Annotated in this window: 18 protein-coding genes; 6 read left to right on the top strand and 12 right to left on the bottom strand. The window is 69.9% G+C overall.

Features of this window, described 5'->3' with window-relative positions; translation table 11 throughout:
* Positions 1 to 14: 14 nt before the first annotated feature.
* Together GGR71_RS03445 and GGR71_RS03440 are read right to left on the bottom strand one after the other, a co-directional pair.
* Complete coding sequence (locus GGR71_RS03445; RefSeq protein WP_160957279.1) at positions 15 to 1,136, bottom strand: glycosyltransferase family 4 protein; 1,122 nt, start codon at positions 1,134 to 1,136, stop codon at positions 15 to 17.
* Entirely contained in the window at positions 1,133 to 1,876 is a 744-nt protein-coding gene (locus GGR71_RS03440) for a polysaccharide deacetylase family protein (RefSeq protein WP_048490345.1), read from the bottom strand. The genes GGR71_RS03445 and GGR71_RS03440 overlap by 4 nt, the downstream gene beginning before the upstream one ends.
* Positions 1,877 to 2,039: 163 nt before the next feature.
* On the opposite strand from GGR71_RS03440, the gene GGR71_RS03435 reads away from it, so the two are divergent.
* A complete protein-coding gene (locus GGR71_RS03435; RefSeq protein ID WP_160957280.1) occupies positions 2,040 to 2,597 on the top strand; it encodes a GNAT family N-acetyltransferase in 558 nt (185 codons plus the stop codon).
* 43 nt (positions 2,598 to 2,640) lie between these two features.
* On the opposite strand, the gene GGR71_RS03430 is transcribed toward GGR71_RS03435, so the two are convergent.
* On the bottom strand, positions 2,641 to 3,702 hold the full coding sequence (locus GGR71_RS03430) for a hypothetical protein (RefSeq protein WP_160957281.1): 1,062 nt from the start codon (positions 3,700 to 3,702) through the stop codon (positions 2,641 to 2,643).
* Between the two features lie 492 nt (positions 3,703 to 4,194).
* Here GGR71_RS03430 and GGR71_RS03425 point away from each other — a divergent pair, with 492 nt between their 5' ends.
* The 3 genes from GGR71_RS03425 to GGR71_RS03420 all read left to right on the top strand — a co-directional run bounded on the left by GGR71_RS03425 (position 4,195) and on the right by GGR71_RS03420 (position 6,463).
* The gene (locus GGR71_RS03425; protein WP_160957282.1) at positions 4,195 to 5,037 is read left to right on the top strand and encodes a TrmH family RNA methyltransferase; all 843 of its coding nucleotides are present in this window, start codon (positions 4,195 to 4,197) and stop codon (positions 5,035 to 5,037) included.
* Between the two features lie 198 nt (positions 5,038 to 5,235).
* Positions 5,236 to 5,325 carry a tryptorubin family RiPP precursor gene (locus GGR71_RS20905; RefSeq protein WP_017911958.1) on the top strand — a complete coding sequence of 30 codons (90 nt, stop codon included), beginning with the start codon at positions 5,236 to 5,238 and terminating at the stop codon, positions 5,323 to 5,325.
* 88 nt (positions 5,326 to 5,413) lie between these two features.
* Positions 5,414 to 6,463, top strand: a complete 1,050-nt coding sequence (locus GGR71_RS03420) for a cytochrome P450 (RefSeq protein ID WP_160957283.1) — start codon at positions 5,414 to 5,416, stop codon at positions 6,461 to 6,463.
* A 25-nt stretch (positions 6,464 to 6,488) separates the two neighbouring features.
* Here the strand turns inward: GGR71_RS03420 and GGR71_RS03415 are convergent, their stop codons facing one another.
* The 5 genes from GGR71_RS03415 to GGR71_RS03395 all read right to left on the bottom strand — a co-directional run bounded on the left by GGR71_RS03415 (position 6,489) and on the right by GGR71_RS03395 (position 10,747).
* Positions 6,489 to 7,535 carry a LacI family DNA-binding transcriptional regulator gene (locus tag GGR71_RS03415; protein ID WP_456362573.1) on the bottom strand — a complete coding sequence of 349 codons (1,047 nt, stop codon included), beginning with the start codon at positions 7,533 to 7,535 and terminating at the stop codon, positions 6,489 to 6,491.
* Between the two features lie 65 nt (positions 7,536 to 7,600).
* Positions 7,601 to 9,019, bottom strand: coding sequence for a M28 family peptidase (locus tag GGR71_RS03410; protein ID WP_184451627.1), 1,419 nt, complete (start codon positions 9,017 to 9,019; stop codon positions 7,601 to 7,603).
* A 96-nt stretch (positions 9,020 to 9,115) separates the two neighbouring features.
* Entirely contained in the window at positions 9,116 to 9,535 is a 420-nt protein-coding gene (gene mscL, locus GGR71_RS03405) for a large-conductance mechanosensitive channel protein MscL (protein WP_017910415.1), read from the bottom strand.
* Positions 9,536 to 9,647: 112 nt separating this feature from the next.
* Positions 9,648 to 10,355: a fumarylacetoacetate hydrolase family protein gene (locus tag GGR71_RS03400; RefSeq protein WP_160957286.1), complete on the bottom strand. Its 708-nt coding sequence runs from the start codon at positions 10,353 to 10,355 to the stop codon at positions 9,648 to 9,650.
* A gap of 119 nt (positions 10,356 to 10,474) precedes the next feature.
* Complete coding sequence (locus GGR71_RS03395) at positions 10,475 to 10,747, bottom strand: hypothetical protein (protein ID WP_160957287.1); 273 nt, start codon at positions 10,745 to 10,747, stop codon at positions 10,475 to 10,477.
* A gap of 193 nt (positions 10,748 to 10,940) precedes the next feature.
* Between GGR71_RS03395 and GGR71_RS03390 the strand changes: the two genes are divergently transcribed.
* Complete coding sequence (locus GGR71_RS03390; protein WP_160957288.1) at positions 10,941 to 11,279, top strand: Rieske (2Fe-2S) protein; 339 nt, start codon at positions 10,941 to 10,943, stop codon at positions 11,277 to 11,279.
* A gap of 30 nt (positions 11,280 to 11,309) precedes the next feature.
* On the opposite strand, the gene GGR71_RS03385 is transcribed toward GGR71_RS03390, so the two are convergent.
* From GGR71_RS03385 to thiS, 4 genes are all read right to left on the bottom strand, one after another.
* On the bottom strand, positions 11,310 to 13,178 hold the full coding sequence (locus GGR71_RS03385; protein ID WP_048490337.1) for an SLC13 family permease: 1,869 nt from the start codon (positions 13,176 to 13,178) through the stop codon (positions 11,310 to 11,312).
* 123 nt (positions 13,179 to 13,301) lie between these two features.
* Complete coding sequence (gene trmB, locus GGR71_RS03380; protein WP_160957289.1) at positions 13,302 to 14,054, bottom strand: tRNA (guanosine(46)-N7)-methyltransferase TrmB; 753 nt, start codon at positions 14,052 to 14,054, stop codon at positions 13,302 to 13,304.
* Positions 14,055 to 14,064: 10 nt separating this feature from the next.
* Entirely contained in the window at positions 14,065 to 14,859 is a 795-nt protein-coding gene (locus GGR71_RS03375) for a thiazole synthase (RefSeq protein ID WP_017910410.1), read from the bottom strand.
* Positions 14,860 to 14,923: 64 nt separating this feature from the next.
* Positions 14,924 to 15,124, bottom strand: coding sequence for a sulfur carrier protein ThiS (gene thiS, locus GGR71_RS03370; RefSeq protein WP_017914741.1), 201 nt, complete (start codon positions 15,122 to 15,124; stop codon positions 14,924 to 14,926).
* Positions 15,125 to 15,296: 172 nt separating this feature from the next.
* Here thiS and GGR71_RS03365 point away from each other — a divergent pair, with 172 nt between their 5' ends.
* Positions 15,297 to 17,117, top strand: a complete 1,821-nt coding sequence (locus tag GGR71_RS03365; protein ID WP_160957291.1) for an autotransporter outer membrane beta-barrel domain-containing protein — start codon at positions 15,297 to 15,299, stop codon at positions 17,115 to 17,117.
* Positions 17,118 to 17,326 lie beyond the last annotated feature (209 nt).

Genomic DNA, 17,326 nt, shown 5'->3' with positions numbered 1-17,326 from the left:
GCACCCTGGTGCGCTCAGGCCGGGTCGGTGCGCGACGGCGCTAGCGCCTGCGGCGCGCAGCGCGGCTGCTGCAGCAGGTGCACGAACTGCGCGGCGATCACCGCGCCGCCGAAATGGCGCTGCACGAAGTCGCGCCCGGCCTGGCCCATGCGCTGGCGGCGTTCGCTGTCGCATAGGCGCAGGACAGCATCGCGCCAGCCGTCCACGTCGCCGGGCGTGAGCAGTTCGCCGCTGACGCCTGGGTCCAGCGTCTCTGCGGTGCCGCCGACGTGGCTGGCCAGCACCGGCACGCCGCTGGCCTGCGCTTCCACCGAGACCCGGCCGAAGGTTTCCGGCGCCAGCGACGGGAACGCCAGCATCGACATCGCGTTGTAGTACGGCGTGGTGTCGTTGACCCAGCCGACGAAGCGATGGCGTTCGCCGTGCGGCTGGGCCGCGGCCTGCGCCTGCAACTGCGCCGCGTCCGGGCCGTCGCCCAGCCACAGGCAGTGCAGCCGTGGCTCCTGCGCCATCGCCGCCCCAGCTGCTTCCAGCAACGGAAAGATGCCCTTGCCGGCATGCATGCGCCCGCTGTAGCCGAGCACGATCGCGTCCTCGGGCAACTGCTGTGCGGCGCGGATGGCGCGGCCGCGCTCCGGATCCGGGCGCAGCCGCTCCATGGTCACCGGGTTGTACAGCACCTGCACCAGCGCCTCCGGCACGCCGCAATCCAGGTAGGCCTGCCGCGCGTAGTGCGAGACCGCGAAGAAGCGCGCCGCCAGGCGCGGGATCGCATAGCCGGACAGCGCGCTCATCGCCGGGGTGCGGTGGCGGAACAGCGCGACGGGGATGCCCAGCGCCCGCCCGGCCAGCAGCAGCGGCCAGTACTCCTTGCCGAAGTTGCCGACCAGCCAGTCCGGCCGGCTGCGCCGCGCCACGCGCAGCAGCGGCCGGTAGCCGTCCGGGTCCAGCACGTTGCGGAAATGCCCGACGTGCACGGTGATGCCGCTGCGGCGCAGCTCGTCGGCGATCAGGCCGCCCTCGCAGGCGATGACCTCGACCTGATGACCGACGCCGGCCAGCGCCTGCGCCAGCGCCACGAAATGCGTGGCCGCGCCGGTATTCTCGGGATTGGTGCCGACGAACAGGAATTTCATCCGCGGCGGTCCTCGTAGGCGGTGAGCGCACGCAGCGCGAATTGCGGCAGCAGGTGATGACGCGCGACCTGGATGCGCGGGTAGCGCATCGGGTCCGAGCCGGCCAGCGCGCGGCCGCGGCGGGTGCTGGTGGCGGCGGTGTAGCCGGCTTCGCGCACCACGTCGGCGACGCGGTCGTCGACATCGCCGTAGGGGTAGCAGAACTGCGGTACGGCCTCGCCCAGCAAGTCCTCCAGCTCGCGCTTGCAGCCGCCGATCTCCTCGCGCAGGGCCGCGTCGCTGCAGCCGGTCAGGTGCGGGTGCGAGCGCGTATGCGCGCCGATCTCCATGCCGCCGGCGCGCCACTGGCGCAGCTCGGCGAGGTTCATCAACGGCTTCTCGATGCCGAGCTTCTGCGCATCCCACACGTTGTGGCGGCCGATGCAGCCGCTGACCATGTACACCGTGGCGGTGAAGCCCAACTGCTGCAGCACCGGCAGCGCCGCCTGCAGGTTGTCCAGGTAGCCGTCGTCCAGGGTGACCACCGCGACCTTGCCCTGGCGTTCGCCGCGCAGGTACGGCATGGCGTCGGACATGGACACGCCGCGGTAGCCCAACCGCTGCAGCAGGCGCATCTGCCGGGCGAAACGGCCCGGGCTCACGTACAGGCTGCGGTAGACCTGCAGGTGACGCGGCGCCTCGGCCACGTTGTGGTACATGAAGATCGGAATGCGGGCCGTGGCGGCGGTGTCGGAAGGCATCGGGAACGGCTCTTTGGACGGAAGGGCGAGGTGCGGCGCGGGAGTCTACCCGGGCTGGCTTTCGCTGGTCTGTCGGGTAAAACCCTCAGCCGTAGACGATCACGCCGCCGCGCAGGCCGCGACCGGCGGCTATGCTGCGCTTGCCTTGCCGCAGGAACCGCCGATGTCCGAGACCGCCGCTGCCGCCCCCTGGCGCGATCTGCAGCTGCGGCTGGACGGCATCGTGCTGCGCCGCTGGCGCGCCGACGACCTGGACGCGCTGGTCCGCCACGCAGACGATGCCCTGGTGGCGCGCGGGCTGAGCCGGCGCTTTCCGCATCCCTACACGCGGGCCGACGGCGAGGCCTTCCTGGGCGGGCAGGTGATCGACCTGAACGACCCGGTGCTGGCGATCGCGATCGGCGGCGAGGCTTGTGGCGGCATCGGTCTGCATGCGGCGGCAGTGCCGGCACCCGGCTGTGCGGAACTCGGCTACTGGCTGGGCAGCACGCATTGGGGGCGGGGGCGGATGACCCGCATCGTCGCCGCGTACCTGGACTGGGCGGTGCCGACGCTGCGCCTGCAGCGGATCGAGGCGCTGGTGTTGCCGGACAATCCGGGTTCGGCGCGGGTGCTGCAGAAGAACGACTTCGCCGAGATCGGCAGACGCTCCGAGGTGTCGGTACGCGACGGGAAACTGCGCGACCTGCGGGTGTTCGCGCGGACCTGGCCGGCGGCCTGACCCGCGCGTCGCTCGTTCGGAGCGACGCGCAGGAGGCACGGCCTCAGTAGGAAATGGTGGCCGAGGTGGCGGTGGTGTCCACCGCGTAGTTGCATTGCACGTCCAGGCCCGAGCTGTCGTTGTACGACACCCACGCTGGCGACGCCACCCGTTGCATGCGGTAGTCGTACACGCCGATCGCGCTGAAGGTGATGCGTCGGTCGGGCGGATACTGGTCGCAACTGTCCACCGCGTACACCTCAAGCGCGCCGCCCACCACCAGGTGCGTACGGGAGTTGATGTCGTAGGTGGTGCTGAGCCGCACGCTCTGGCCGCTGGTCACGTTGCGCGTGTCGACGTTCCAGTTCGAGCAGGGGCTGCCGTTGTTGCAGGTGGCATAGGTGTCGCCCACGATCCGGTCGCCGGCCTTGGCCGGGATGAAATCGCTGTACCACACCATGCCGTCCTGGCAACAGTTCCAACTGCTCAGATCCCAGGTATTGCTGTCGCCGCGGTAGCCTAGCACCGGTTGCAGGATGGTCGGATCGTCGCTCTGCATGCCGGGGAAGAAGTACACCGTCTGGTGCGCCACATTGGTCGGGTTCTGCGGCACCGTCCAACTGGCGACGATGCGGCCCATCTTGTTGCCGGTGACGTCGATGGCCGACTGCACCCAGTCGTGGGTGATCGGTGGTGGCACCGCGCGGCGCGCGCTGGAGACCACCAGTGCGGCGTTGCCGCGGGCCTGCCGGCCATCCAGGCCGCGCCCGTCAGGCTTTACCCGGATGCCGCTGGGCGTGAAGTTGTCCTGGGTGCAGGCCTGCGCCTGTTCGCGCACGCCGTCGGCGCGCTGCAGGCCGCCATCGCCGAGGATGCGTTCGTTGCGATGCACCTGGCGCACGCAGGCGGGCGCGAAGTAGCCGAAAGGCGTCTGGATGTAGTCGTCGGGGACGTTGGCGGGTTTGTGCGCGGTGCGCAGGGCGCCGGCCCGGGCCAGGCGCGCATCGGGTGCGGCGGTTTGTGCCAGTGCGCTGGCGCCGAGGCCGAAGAGGGCCAGCGTCAGCAGCAGCGCGGCGCAGGTGCGGTGGCGCGCGGTCCGGAAAGAAGGACGGAAGTCGGAGTGCATGGGAGTTCGCCTTGTCATGAGAATGCGGAATGCGTTCTCGGGAGGCCGTGCGGCGCGACGGCACGGCGCGTTGTGGCGCCGTCGGTCGTGGCTTGCCTCCCGCCTGCGAAGCGAGGTGCGCGGAGTGCCTGCTCTCGATAAATGCCTGCGTGGTGGCCGAAGGAGCGGCGACGATGGACCCAACGCGCATCGTGCGCTTGTCGGATTTCCGCATGACTCGCCGCGAATCCCGCATGGTGGGGGGCGAGGGTGAACTGTTTCTCGGTCGTCGCCGCGATCTGGTTTGCGCTTCGTGTGGCGCGACGTAGACAAGTGCCGGCGCCGCGATCGACCACGTTGGGGCAGCCGGCGCCGCGCGGATGAGCGAAAATGCCCGCAGCGTGCCGCCCCTGGCGCGCGTCCGTGCGTTTTCCAGGAGAGTCCCATGCGTCATGCCCTTCGTCCCCGCTGCGCCGCTTCGGCCTGGCGCGCCTGCGCCACGGGCGTGCGCCGATGACCTCGCCCTGGGGCAACCGCCCGCGCGGTGGGAATCCCCCCTCTCCCCCCGGGAGAGGGGCCGGGGGTGAGGGTGCGGCGGCACCGACCAACCGCAACGAACTGCGCCTGTACGGCCTCAACGCAGTGCGCGCGGTGTACGCGCGGCGGCCGGAGGCGATCCGCAAGCTGTACCTGAGCGAGGCGCGGATCCCGGCACTGCAGCCGCTGCTCAAGTGGTGCGTGGCCAACCGCGTCGGCTACCGCGTGGTGGACGAGGCCGATCTGCACAAGCTCGCCGCCAGCAGCCACCACGAAGGTGTGGTCGCCGACGTGCTGCGCGTCGCGCCGCTGGCCCTGGCCGACTGGCTGCAGACGCTGGCGCCGGGGCCGGCGATGGCGCTGTGGCTGGATGGCGTGGGCAACCCGCACAACTTCGGCGCGATCCTGCGCTCGGCGGCGCACTTCGGCGTGGGCGCGATCCTGTTGCCGGAGCAGGCCGCACTGGCGCTGTCCGGTGCCGCCGCGCGCGTGGCCGAGGGCGGCGCCGAGGCGGTGCCGCTGGTGCGGCTGCCGCCTGCGATGCAGGCGCAAGCGCAATTGCGTGGTGCGGGCTTCGCCCTCGCGGCGACGTTGGTGGACGGCGGGGACGATCTGTTCGCCACCACCTTGCCGCAGCGCCTGGTCTACGTGATGGGCGCCGAGAGCGACGGCATGGACCGCGACTTCGCGCAGGCCTGCGACCTGCGCCTGTCCATCCCCGGCAGCGGCGCGGTGGAAAGCCTCAACGTCGCCGCGGCCACGGCGGTGTTGCTGGGGACCTGGCGCAGCCGGCATCCGCACCAGCACGCTGCGCGCTGAGCACGGCGTCACGGGCGGAGAGCCGGCTGCATTTGGCTACGCAATAGTGTGCGCGGCGGCCGGTTTCGGGTTTGCGGCGCAGCTGTCGGCGGCGTAGCGTGCAGGCGCGCCTCGTCGATGCGATCGCGCCTCACGCGATGCGCGCCAGCGAGACCGCGCAGTCCCCCTCCCGAAAGGGCCATCGTCACTCCTGCGGAGATGTCGCTCATGAAGCTGCTGTTCTCCATCAAGCACCTGCTGTCGTCGAAGAAGCCGCTGAAGTCGTACGCCTGGTACATCTGGTACTGAGCGCCGCGTGTGTCGCCGCACGGCGTGCCGTGCGGCCGGTGTCCGGCGGATGCGCTTCGCCGGGCGCCGATGCTTCAGGAGAGTCGGGATGTCCGCCATCATGGTCGATCGCGATGCGCGCGCTACGGTGTTCGCGCCGCGTCTGCAGGCGTTGCTGCACACGCACGTGGGACAGGAGGCGTTCCGCCTGGATGCCGACACGGTCGGCGTCGCTGGCGCCGCGCTGAGCGAGCGGCTACTCGCGGCGCGACCGGCCACCGAACACGAACGGCCGACCTTCAAACCGCTGCACGGCCGTTCGATCGCGCGCAGCGAGGCCGCCAAGCTGATGCAGGCAATCGGCCGCGACGTGCGCGAGGCGCTGAAACGTCCCGTACCCGCGACGCTCGACCTGTCCGGCCCGTGGCCGCATGTCGGCCATGTCTATCTGCGCGACCTGCTGCTCGGCGGCGACCCGTGGCGACTGCGCCTGCTCATGGACCGCACGCTCGAATTGACGCCGCGCCTGACCTGGGCGGTGATCGCGGCCGGCGCGCTCGCGCCGCTGCTCCCAGGCGAAGATGCCTCCACGCTGGCCACCCTGTTGTCCGCGGCCGGCAGCTACCGCGAACGTCGCGATGCGATGGGGCTGTACCGGCGCACTGCCGCGCCGGTGTGCTTCACCATTTCCACCCTGGTCGCCAACGCGCTGTGGCTGGGGTCGCCGTTCGACGCGCGCGTCTCCAACCGCCATCTTCTCTACGAAACCCTGCGCCTGCTGCCGCCGTCCTGGAACATCCTGCGCAACGCCTCGCCGGAATACGGCGCGCTGGACCCGCGCATCGGCGCCGGCGACGACGTGCTGGTGCTGCCGCTGCTCAGCCATCGCGACCCGGCGCTGTGGGAGGAGCCGGAGGCGTTCCGCCCGGAGCGCTGGGACGGCGTGGATCCCGATGCGTTGCCCGGCTACCTGCCGTTCGGGCATGCGTCCGAACGGTGCTGGGGTCGGCACATGGTCATGCCGTTGGCGGAGCGGCTGCTGGACCTGTTGCGCGGTCAGGATCTGGTCGCAGACCCACAGCAGCGTCGCGCCGCAGTGCCGTTGACCGGTCTGCTGGGCGTGGCCCAGGTCGAGGTGGTCCGGCAGACGCGCGGTTGAGCCGCGATGTGCGCGCCGCCTCCTGTCAGCGCTGCGGCGGCGCGGTGGAGGCGCGCGTGACCAGGGTGTAGTCCAGTACCCGATGGGTGCCATGGCTGGGCAGGCCGTCGCGGCGCTGGCGGATCTCGCTGAGCAGCAGCGTCACCGCTGCCCCGCCCATTGCCGCGACCGGCTGGTGGATGGTGGTCAGCTCCGGCCAAATTGTCGTTGCCACCGGCGTGTCGTCGAAGCCGGCGATCGACAGGTCTTCCGGCACGCGCAGGCGCAGCCCGTGCGCGATCGCCAGCGCCGCCGCGGCCATGTCGTCGTTGCTGCACAGGATCGCGCTGGGGCGCGGGGTGGCCTGCAGCAGCGTGGTAGCCGCGAGCAGGCCGGAGCGATAGGTGAACATGCCTTCGGCCACGCGCTCCGGCGCCACCGTCAGTCCGGCCCGGGCCATGGTGTCGAAGAACGCGCGGCTGCGCAGCGCGCTGGGTGTGTGGCCGGGATCGCCGCTGACGAAGCCGATGTCGCGGTGGCCCAGGTCGAGCAGGTGCTGGGTGAGCGCGCACGCGGCCTGGTAGTCGTCGATGCGCACCGAGCTGACTCCGGGCATCGGTGCGCCGGTGGCCACCGCCACCAGCGGAATGCCGCGCGCGTCCAGTTCGGCGATGGTCTGCCGCGCATCGCACAGCGGCGGCGGCAGGATCAGGCCATCGGCGCCGGCCTCGAGCAGGCGTTCGGTGGCGGCGCGCTGGCTGTCGCTGTCCTCGCTCTTCTCCACCAGCACCTGGCAGCCTTCCAGGCTGCTCTGCTCGAGCACCCCGAGCATGAACTGATTGAGGTAGGCCGCGCTGGGATTGCTGTACAGCACGCCGATGCGCGCCAGTCCTGCGGTGCGCAGCGAGCGGCCGGCGAGGTTGGGGCGGTAGCCGAGCGCCTGGATCGACGCCTCGACGCGCTCGCGCATGGTCGCGCTCACGCGCGGGTGGCGGTTGATCACGCGCGAAGCAGTCATCGGCGACACGCCCGCATGGCGGGCCACATCCAGCAACGTCACCGCTGAGCCCGCGCGACGTTGCCGTATGCCCATCAAAGGTCCTGGCGCAGCTGCGGAAGGGAAGCCCCTGCGCGCGTCCTGCGCAGGTCCGGTGCACTTTACTCCCTGGGCGGTTCCACTGTCTTGGCCTGGCTGCCGAAACTGCCGTCGGCCTGCGCCGCCAGATACGCGAACACCGCATACGCGGCGACGTTCTGCGCCAGCGCCTTCGGGTCGATCTTGTCCAGGGTGTCGTCGGCGGTGTGATGCAAATCGAAGTAATCGCTGCCGTCCTGCGCCAGCCAGGCCCAGGCGCCGCCCTTGGCGGCAAGCGGGCCGACATCCGGGCCGGGGCCACCCGCGTCTGGCGCATAGGCGATGCCGAGCGGCGCCAGCGCCTCGGCGATCTGCCGGGTCGCTTCGCGCGAACCGGCGGCGTCGCCGGAGCCGGTGTTGAAGGCGTAGATGCGGCCGGCGCCGAAGTCGCTCTCGGCGGCGATCTGGTGCCGCGCCACGTCCTTGGCATGCGCCTGCGCATAGGCCTTGCCGCCGTACAGGCCCTGCTCTTCGTTGGCGAAGGCGACCACGCGGATGCTGCGCTTGGGCGGCTGCTTGAGCTGGCCGATCAGATGCCCGGCGGCCATGCTGATGGCGACGCCGGCACCGTCGTCGATCGCGCCGGTGCCCAGGTCCCACGAATCCAGGTGCCCACCGATCAGCACCACGTCGTTGGGCAGCGTGCGCCCGGTGATCTGCCCGATCACGTTGTAGGAGGTCGCCGTGCCGTCCCAGCCGCAGTCCAGCGCCAGCCGCAGGCGCACCGGGCCGCGTGCGAGCAGGCGCGCGAGTTGATTGGCGTCGGGCACCGACAGCGCCGCCGCCGGCACCGGCGTCAGTCCCTCGTCGAAGCGGGTGATGCCGGTATGCGGCACGCGGTGCGAATCGGTGCCGGCCGAACGCATCACGAAGCCGATGGCGCCCTTGCGGATCGCTTCCGATGGCCCCTTGCTGCGCACCGCGCCGCCATTGCCGTAGTCCTTGCCGTCGCGGGTGCGCAGCATCTGGTAATCGACAAAGGCGATCTTGCCGCGCAGCGCATCGGCCGGTGCCGCCTGCAACGCGGCCAGGTCGGCGAAGCGCACCACCTCGGCCTCGACCGTGCCGCCGGGGCTGCCGCCCAGCGCGGTGACGGTCAGCGGTTGCGCGTGCGCGCCGAGCACCTGCGCGTGTTCGCTGCGCCGCTCCCATTTCGGGAACGTCACCGGCTCGGTCCACACCTTGTCGAAGCCCAGTGCCTTGAACTTGGCGGTGGCCCAGGCCACCGCGCGCGCATCGGCGTCGCTGCCGGCCATGCGCGGGCCGATCTCAGTGGTCAGCGATTCGACCACCTTCCAGCCGGTGTCGTCGGCCAGCGCCCTTTCGCGCAAGGTCGCGGCGTCACGCATGGCTGCCTCTGGAATGCGCGTGGCGTCGGCCGCCATGGCAGCAGTGGAGGACAGGCCGAGGACGGCAGCGATGACGAGGGCGAGACGGCGCATGGAAAACTCCGCGAACACAGGAACGGGGAGCTTAGCAGTGCCTCGCCGCGCTGCACCGCGCGGCCTGCAGCGTGCAGGCCGCGCGTACCGCTGCGCTCACTCCGGACGCGGCTCGTGCTTGAGCGAATCGCGGATCTCGCGCAGCAACAGCACTTCCTCGGTCGGTGCCTTCGGCGCAGGCGGTTCCTTGCGCGCGATGCGGTTGATCGCCTTGACCAGCATGAAGATGGCGAAGGCCACGATCACGAACTGGATAATGGTGTTGAGGAAATCGCCGATGCCGATCACCACCGCCGGCACCGGCTTGCCGGCGGCGTCCACGGTGGCCGCTTTCAGCGTCCATGCCCAGCGTGAGAAATCCACGCCGCCCACGAGCAATCCGATCGGCGGCATGATGATCTTCTCCACCAGCGCGGTGACGATCTTGCCGAACGCGGCGCCGAGCACCACGCCGACCGCCAGGTCCAGCACGTTGCCGCGCATGGCGAATTCCTTGAATTCGCGGATCATGCTCATCGGAACTCCTCTTCTTTCAGTGCGGGCCTGTCGCCGCGGCGTTAGCCTAGCGCAGTCGCTGTGGTGTTCGGATCACAGGCACGCGCACGCCGCGCGACCGTCGTGTGTCGCCTCAGCCGACGATGCGGCCATGCCGCTCGGCTACGTTCTCCAGGCGTGCGCTGAAGCGGTCGCCCGGGCGCAGCGCGGCCACGCCCGCGGGCGTGCCCATGAACACCAGGTCGCCGGCGCGCAGCGCGAACAGCTTGGACAGTTCGTGCAGGATCTCCGGCACGTTCCAGATCATCTGGTCGAGCAGCGACTGCTGGCGCACCTCGCCGTTGACTTCCAGCGACAGGTTCAGCGCCTCCAGCGCACCGACCTCGCCGGCCGGGATCAGTTCGCTGATCGGCGCGGAGGCGTCGAAGCCCTTGGCGATGTCCCACGGCAGGCCCTTGGCCTTGGCCGCGGCCTGCAGGTCGCGGCGGGTCAGGTCCAGGCCCACGCCATAGGCCAGGATCAGCGACTCGGCGCTTTCCACCGGCAGCACGCCAGCGGGTGCGTCCTGGCCCAGCGCCACCACCAGCTCCACCTCATGGTGCAGGTCCTCGGTCGCGGACGGGTAGGGGATGGCCTCGTCGCCGATCACCAGCGCATCGGCTGGCTTCATGAAGAAGGTCGGCTGGCCGCGCTCGGCCTTCGAGGCCGGCGCGCTGGCGCCCATCTCACGGGCATGGTCGGCGAAGTTGCGGCCCACGCAGTAGATGCGATGCACCGGAAACAGGCCCTGGCCGCGCACGGGAACGCGCGGAGCCTCGGCAGCGGCGAACAGATCTTTCATGGGCGTGCATCCAACGAGAAGGGGATGCCGCAGTCTAGCGCGTCGGGTTCAACCCGATTCCAACAGGGATGCGGATGCCGCTTTCGCGAATCCCCAATCCCGATTCCCCATTCCCAGCCTTACAGCGGCAAGGCCGGCTTGCGCACCACGCGGTACTCGCCATCGACGACATGGCGGCGCGCGGTGGCCGGGCGCTTGCCGCGCTGGCTCAGCAGCTTCATGGCGATGCCGCCCAGGATCATCGCCGCGCCCACAAACACGCTGACGAACACCAGCCCGGCCAGGATCGCCAGGCCGAGCAGGCCGACCGCCAGCTTGACCAGCGGATGGCGCGGCTTGCGCGGCGCGAAGACGTGCCGGAATTGGTCGAAATTGAAGAGGCGAACACGCATGGCAGAACTCTGTTTCAGTTTGAACCGAAGGGGCGCAGTATCGGCGCTGTTTTATGTGACGGAGTGAAAACTTCGTTAAGCGAAAAATTAACACTTTGCGTTCAACCGCTTGCATGTCCTCGCGGAGTGAAGCATCGGGCCATGCGGGTCCGTGCCAGAATTGCGGCCCCATCGCTGTGCGTGCCCGTAAGCCATGACCGAATCTTCCGCCGTGCTGGCGTCCTTGCACGACCTCGTTTCCGGCGAACTGGCCGAGGCCGAGGCGCTGATCGGCGGCGAATCCGAGTCGCTGCTGCTGTACCGGGAGGGCGACAGCGTGCGCGCGTGGTTGAACGTGTGCCCGCATGCCGGGCGGCGCCTGGACTGGGCGCCCGGGCAGTTCCTGAAGAGCCGCGAGGGCCATGTGGTGTGCGCCGCGCACGGCGCCGCGTTCGAACTGCAGGGCGGCGAGTGCGTGTCCGGCCCCTGCCGCGGCCAGAGCCTGCATGCGGTGCCGGTGGAGGTGCGGGCAGGGCAGGTGGTGCTGGTCTAACGCGTAGGCAGAGGCTTGCGAGACGGCGCGCTACAGCGCGTGCCACCAGCTCATCGACATCAGGTTGACCATCAGCACCACCACCAGGGTGTAGACCAGCGACAGCGGGCCGCCGACGCGCCACAGTTCGCGCGGCTGGTAGTTGGCCGGGCCGGTGATCATCGAGATCACCGGATTGGAGGCGGTCATCAGGTTGTTGGACGCCGACAGCGCCACGATCAGCGCGAATGCGGTGGGATTGCCGCCGGCCGCCAACGCCAGGTTGACCGCGATCGGCACCATCACGATGGTCGCGCCGACATGGCTGATCACCAGCGAGAACGCGGTGGTCAGCAAGCCCAGGGCGATCTCCAGCGCCCACACCGGAATGCCCTCGGGCAGCCGCGCGATGGTGTGGCCGGCGACCCAGGCCGCCGCGCCGCTGCTGTCCATCGCCCAGCCCAGCGGGATCAGCCCGGCCATCAGGAACACGGTCTTCCAGTTGATCGAGGCATAAGCCTCGTCCATGCGCAGCACGCCGGTCAGCAGCATGCCGGCGACGCCGGTCATCAGGGTCAGCGCCACCGGCAGCCTGGAGGTCAGCGCGATCAGGATGGTCAGGGCGAAGATCGTCATCGCGATCTTGAACTTGTGCGGACGGTGCTCGCCCTTCGGATAGTCGGTGACCACCACGAAGTCGCGGCTCTCCGAGGCCTGCGCCAGGTCCTGCCAGATGCTGTGGAACACCAGCATGTCGCCCGCGCGCAGCGGCACCTTGCGCACGTCCTCGCGGATCACCTGCTTGTCGCGGTTGATCGCCAGCAGGCTGATCCCGGCCTGCTTGCGCAGGCGCAGCTCGGCCGCGCTCTTGCCGATGAAGCGCGAGGTCGGCGGGATCACCGCCTCGGAGATGCCGGCGCGGCTGGGGTTGAAGAGGTCGCCGAGGTTGCGCAGGCGCGAGGACAGGCGCAGGAACTGGTTCTGCGCGAAATCGGCCACCTGCTGGCGCGCGCCCATCACCCCGAGCACGCTGCCGACCCAGATGCGCATGTCCGCCGGCGGCGCCAGGCGGGTGTCGTTGCCGGTCTTCAGGGCGAGCAATAGCGGTGCGTTGTGCACGGTCTCGGCCTCGCCCAGGGTCATGCCGACCAGCGGGCTGTCGGCGCTGACGATCAGCTCGAACACGTCGCCCTCGATGCCGTAGGTGCGGGCGAAGTAGCTCTCGGTGCGCGCCGGGGTGACGCCGTCGTTGATCAGCCGCTCTTCTTCGGCCAGCGCCTTGTCGCCGCGCACGCGGAAGTAGATCAGCGAGGCCAGCAGCAGCGCCACGCCGATCGGCAGCGGCGCGAACATGCGCAGCGGCTCGATGGTAGCCATGCCCGAAGGCAGGTTGTTGTTGGCCGACTGCAGCAGGTCGTTGAGCAGGATCAGCGGCGAGTTGCCGACCATGGTCAGCGCGCCGCCCATCACGATCGCCGCGGCGATCGGCAGCAGCAGCCGCTGCAGGGTCAGCCCGGTGCGCCCGGCCAGGCGCGAGGCCACCGGCAGGTACAGCGCCATCACCGAGGGGTTCTGCATGAACGAGGAGTTGAGCCCGGCGATGGCGGTGGTCAGCAGCATCAGCCGTTCCTCCACCCCGCGTGCGCGGCGCAGCAGCCACGACGCCAGCCGGTTCAGCGCGCCGGTACGCTCGAGCCCGGCACCAAGGATGGTGGTGGCGATGATGCTCATCACCGCGTTACCGGAGAAGCCGCTGAACAGCTCCTCCGGCGCGATCAGGCCGGTCACCCCGAGCACCACCAGCACCACCAGCGCCACCACGTCGGCGCGGATCCGCTCGAACACGAACATCGCCATGGTGAAGCCGACCAGCCCGAGCACGAGCTTCATATCGGTGGTCAGCGTCAGCGCGGTATCCATTGGGGGCCGGGATTGGGGATTCGGGATTGGGGATTAGCCGACGGCGTCTAGCGGGGCCGTCAGCGGCGGTGGCGCATGGCGGACGCCTCCCATCCGGATGGTGGCAGATTGGTTCTCCAATCCCTAATCCCCAATCCCCAATCCCGGCTTGTCATACAGCAAATCCCACACCCCATGCCCCAGGTTCTGGCCGCGGGTCTCGAAGTGGGTCTGCGGGCGCCAGTCCGGGCGCGGTACGTGGCCGCGCGGGCCGGCGCGGTTGACCAGGCCGGGGGTGGCGTCGAGCACGTCCCACATCTGCTCGGCGTAGTCGGCCCAGTCGGTGGCGCAGTGCAGGCGGCCGCCGTCGCGCAGCTTGCGCACCAGCAGCGCGGCGAAGGCCGGCTGCAGCAGGCGCCGCTTGTTGTGGCGCTTCTTGTGCCAGGGGTCGGGGAAGTAGATGCGCACCTCGTCCAGGCTGCCGTTGGCGATCTCGTGCTGCAGCACCTCCACCGCGTCGTGGTGGTACAGGCGCACGTGGTCGGCACCGTCCTCCGCCAGCGCGTTGAGCAGACGGCCCACGCCGGGCGCATGCACCTCGATGCCGATGTAGTCGCGGCTCGAGTCGTGCTGCGCGGCGTGGCGCAGGGCGGCGCCGTTGCCGAAGCCGATCTCCAGCACCTTGGGCGCGTTGCGGCCGAAGGTGGCATCCAGGTCACGCGGCTGGCCGCTGTAGTCCAGGCCGAAGCGCGGCCACAATGCATCGAACGCGCGCTGCTGGGCCGGAGTGAAGCGGCCCTGGCGCAGCACGAAGCTGCGCACCTGGCGGTGGCCTTCCTCTACGGTGAAGGGTTTCGGCGGAGTCTTGGCGCCAGCGCTGGAGAACGGATCGGTCATGCCTGCGGCCTCACCCGATCAGTCCGTCGACCGGCGAGGAGGCGCTGGCGTAGCGCTTGCGCGGGATGCGTCCGGCCAGGAACGCCTCGCGGCCGGCCTCGACCGCCTTGCGCATGGCGCTGGCCATCAGCACGGGGTTGCGCGCGCCGGCGATGGCGGTGTTCATCAGCACGCCGTCGCAGCCCAGCTCCATCGCGATTGCCGCGTCCGAGGCGGTGCCGACGCCGGCGTCGACGATGATCGGCACCTTGGCGTTGTCGATGATCTCCAGCAGGTTGTAGCGGTTCTGGATGCCCAGCCCGGAGCCGATCGGCGCGGCCAGCGGCATCACCGCCACGCAGCCGATCTCCTCCAGGCGCTTGGCCAGGATCGGGTCGTCGCTGGTATAGACCATCACCTCGAAGCCGTCGGCGACCAGGATTTCGGCGGCCTTGAGGGTCTGCACCACGTCCGGGAACAGGGTGCGCTGGTCGCCCAGCACTTCCAGCTTGGTGAGGTTGTGGCCGTCGAGCAGTTCGCGCGCCAGCCGGCAGGTGCGTACCGCGTCCTCGGCGGTGTAGCAGCCGGCGGTGTTGGGCAGGATGGTGTACTGCTCCGGCGGCAGCACGTCGAGCAGGTTGGGCTCGCCCGGGTTCTGGCCGATGTTGCTGCGGCGGATCGCCACGGTGACGATCTGCGCGGCGGCGGCCTCGGTGGCCAGGCGGGTCTGTTCGAGATCGGCGAACTTGCCGGTGCCGGTGAGCAGGCGCGAACGGTAGGGTTTGCCGGCGATCACCAGCGCATCGTGGGGGGCGGGAGCGTTCATCGGCGGATTATCGCCCATCGCACCGGCCCTGCCGAGTCCGCGTACTTGCGCGCGGCGGCGCGATTCAGCCGCCGCCCAGCGCGTGCACGATCTCGACCCGGTCGCCGGCGTGCAGTTCGTGTTCGGCGTGCGCGCCGCGCGGCACGATCTCGCCGTTGACCTCGACCGCCACCCGCCGCTGCCCCAGCCCCTCGGCCTGCAGCAGTGCAGCCACGGTGGTGGCCGGCGCGAGCGTGCATTGTCTGCCGTTCAATTCGATGTTCATGCCATCATTGTGCAATGCGCGCCTTGGGCGTGCGAGTCGCAATCTTGCGGCAGTGCAACGTGAGCGTGTCCGGCAGAGGTGGAATGATGTCGGCCATGCGGCTACGTATGGTGCGGCCGCTCCCCCGTTTCCCTGCATTTCTCGTGTTCCATTTCTGCCCGGGAGGGCTTCCATGACGTCGTCTATCCGTCCGCTCCGCTCGCTGCTCGCCGCCGCGATCGTGCTCGCCGCCGCGCCTGCATTCGCGCAGTCCACCTACAGCCGCACCGTGTTCTTCGGCGACAGCCTGACCGACGCCGGCTACTACCGTCCGCTGCTGCCGGCCTCGGTGCGTGCGGTGACCGGCCAGTTCACCACCAACCCGGACTTCGTCTGGGCGCAGTACGTGGCCGAGTACTACGGCACCAACGCCGCCGCCAACGGCAACGGCCAGATCGGCGACGACTATGCCGCCGGCAACGCCCGCGTCGGCGTGGCCAACCCGAGCGCGCTGGGCGTGGCGCCCTCGCTGGCGACCCAGGCCAGCAACTACCTGGCCGCCAACGGCGGCAAGGCCGATCCGAATGCGCTGTACTCGGTGTGGGGTGGTGCCAACGACCTGTTCGCCATCGCCGGCGGTGCGCCGGTGCAGACCACCATCGGCAATGCCGTGACCGCCGAAGTGGGCATCGTCGCCAGCCTGCAGAACGCCGGCGCGCGCTACGTCATGGTCAACAACCTGCCCGATGTCGGCATCACCCCGCGCTTCCGCGCCGGCGGCGCCGTGGCGATGGCGCAGGGCACCGCCCTGGCCACCGCCTACAACACCGCGCTGTTCTCCGGCCTCAAGAGCGCCGGGCTGCGGGTGATCCCGGTCGATACCTTCCACCTGCTGCAGGAAGTGGTGGCCAATCCGGGCACCTACGGCTTCACCAACGTCACCGGCACCGCCTGCCAGCCGCAGATCACCGCGCAGTCGCTGACCTGCAACCCCACCAGCTACGTCAGCGCCGATGCCGCCGACACCTATGTGTTCGCCGACGGCGTGCACCCGACCGGCCGCACCCACGAACTGCTGGCGCAGTACGCGCTGTCGATCCTGGAAGGTCCGCGCACCCAGCAGATCCTGACGCACTCGGCGCAGATGGTCGGCCGCTCGCGCGCCGACCAGGTCGCCTGGCACGTCGACGGCCGCCCGGAAGCGGACGGCGTGCGCTGGTGGGGCAACCTGCGTGGCGACATGCAGCGCTACCAGCACGGCGACCTGTACGACGGCATGGCCCCGGCTGGCCTGTTCGGCGTGGACTGGTCGCGTGGCGAGTGGGTGTTCGGCGGCTTCGGCGGCTTCGGTCGCACCGATGCCGACTTCGGCAACCGCGGCGGCGACTACACCCAGGACGACAGCACCCTCGGCGGCTTCGCCGGCTGGTACGGCGAGCATGCCTGGGTCAACGCCCAGGTCAGCTACACCTGGCTGAGCTACGACGTCACCCGCAAGGTCAACCTCGGCCCGGCCACCATCGAGCACAAGGGCTCGCCGGACGGCAGCAACCTGACCGCGGCGCTGCAGGGCGGCTACGAGTTCGGCGAAGGCAGCTTCAAGCACGGCCCGGTGGCCGCGGCGATCTGGCAGAAGGTCAAGCTCGACGGCTACACCGAGAGCAACCCGAACTCCAGCGCGCTGGGCTACAGCGACCGCGACGTCGAGTCGATGGTCGGCCGCATCGGCTGGAAGGCCAGCATCGATGCCGGCACGGTGAAGCCGTACCTGCAGGCCACCTACGACCACGAGTTCAAGAAGAACCAGGAAGCCACCGCGTGGCTGCAGACCATGTCCGACCTGGGTGAGTACGCGGTGCCGGGCATCAACTTCGACCGCAACTACGCGTCGGTGGTGCTGGGCGCACGGACCAAGCTGTGGGGCTTTGAGAGCAACGTCGGCATCGCCACCACCACCGGCCAGTCGCGCGCCCACGACACCTCGCTGTTCGTGAACTTCGGCGGTAGCTTCTAAGCACCGCCCGGTTCCGCCCCGCCTTGCCCGGCTGCGTGCCGGGCAGGGTAGGGCGAGGGATGTACAAAGGCAGCAGTGCCTGTTGTGGGAGGGGCTTCAGCCCCGACGCCTCGGAGTTCGAGCCGTCGGGACTGAAGCCCTTCTGCATTTCCACGGCACCTGCCGGGTCGTGTCGCTTTCGTCCGCGCACTGCAGCCCGCATCGCGCCG

The organism is Xanthomonas sp. F1 (assembly GCF_014199855.1).
This window is presented reverse-complemented; position numbering and strand designations above follow the sequence as displayed.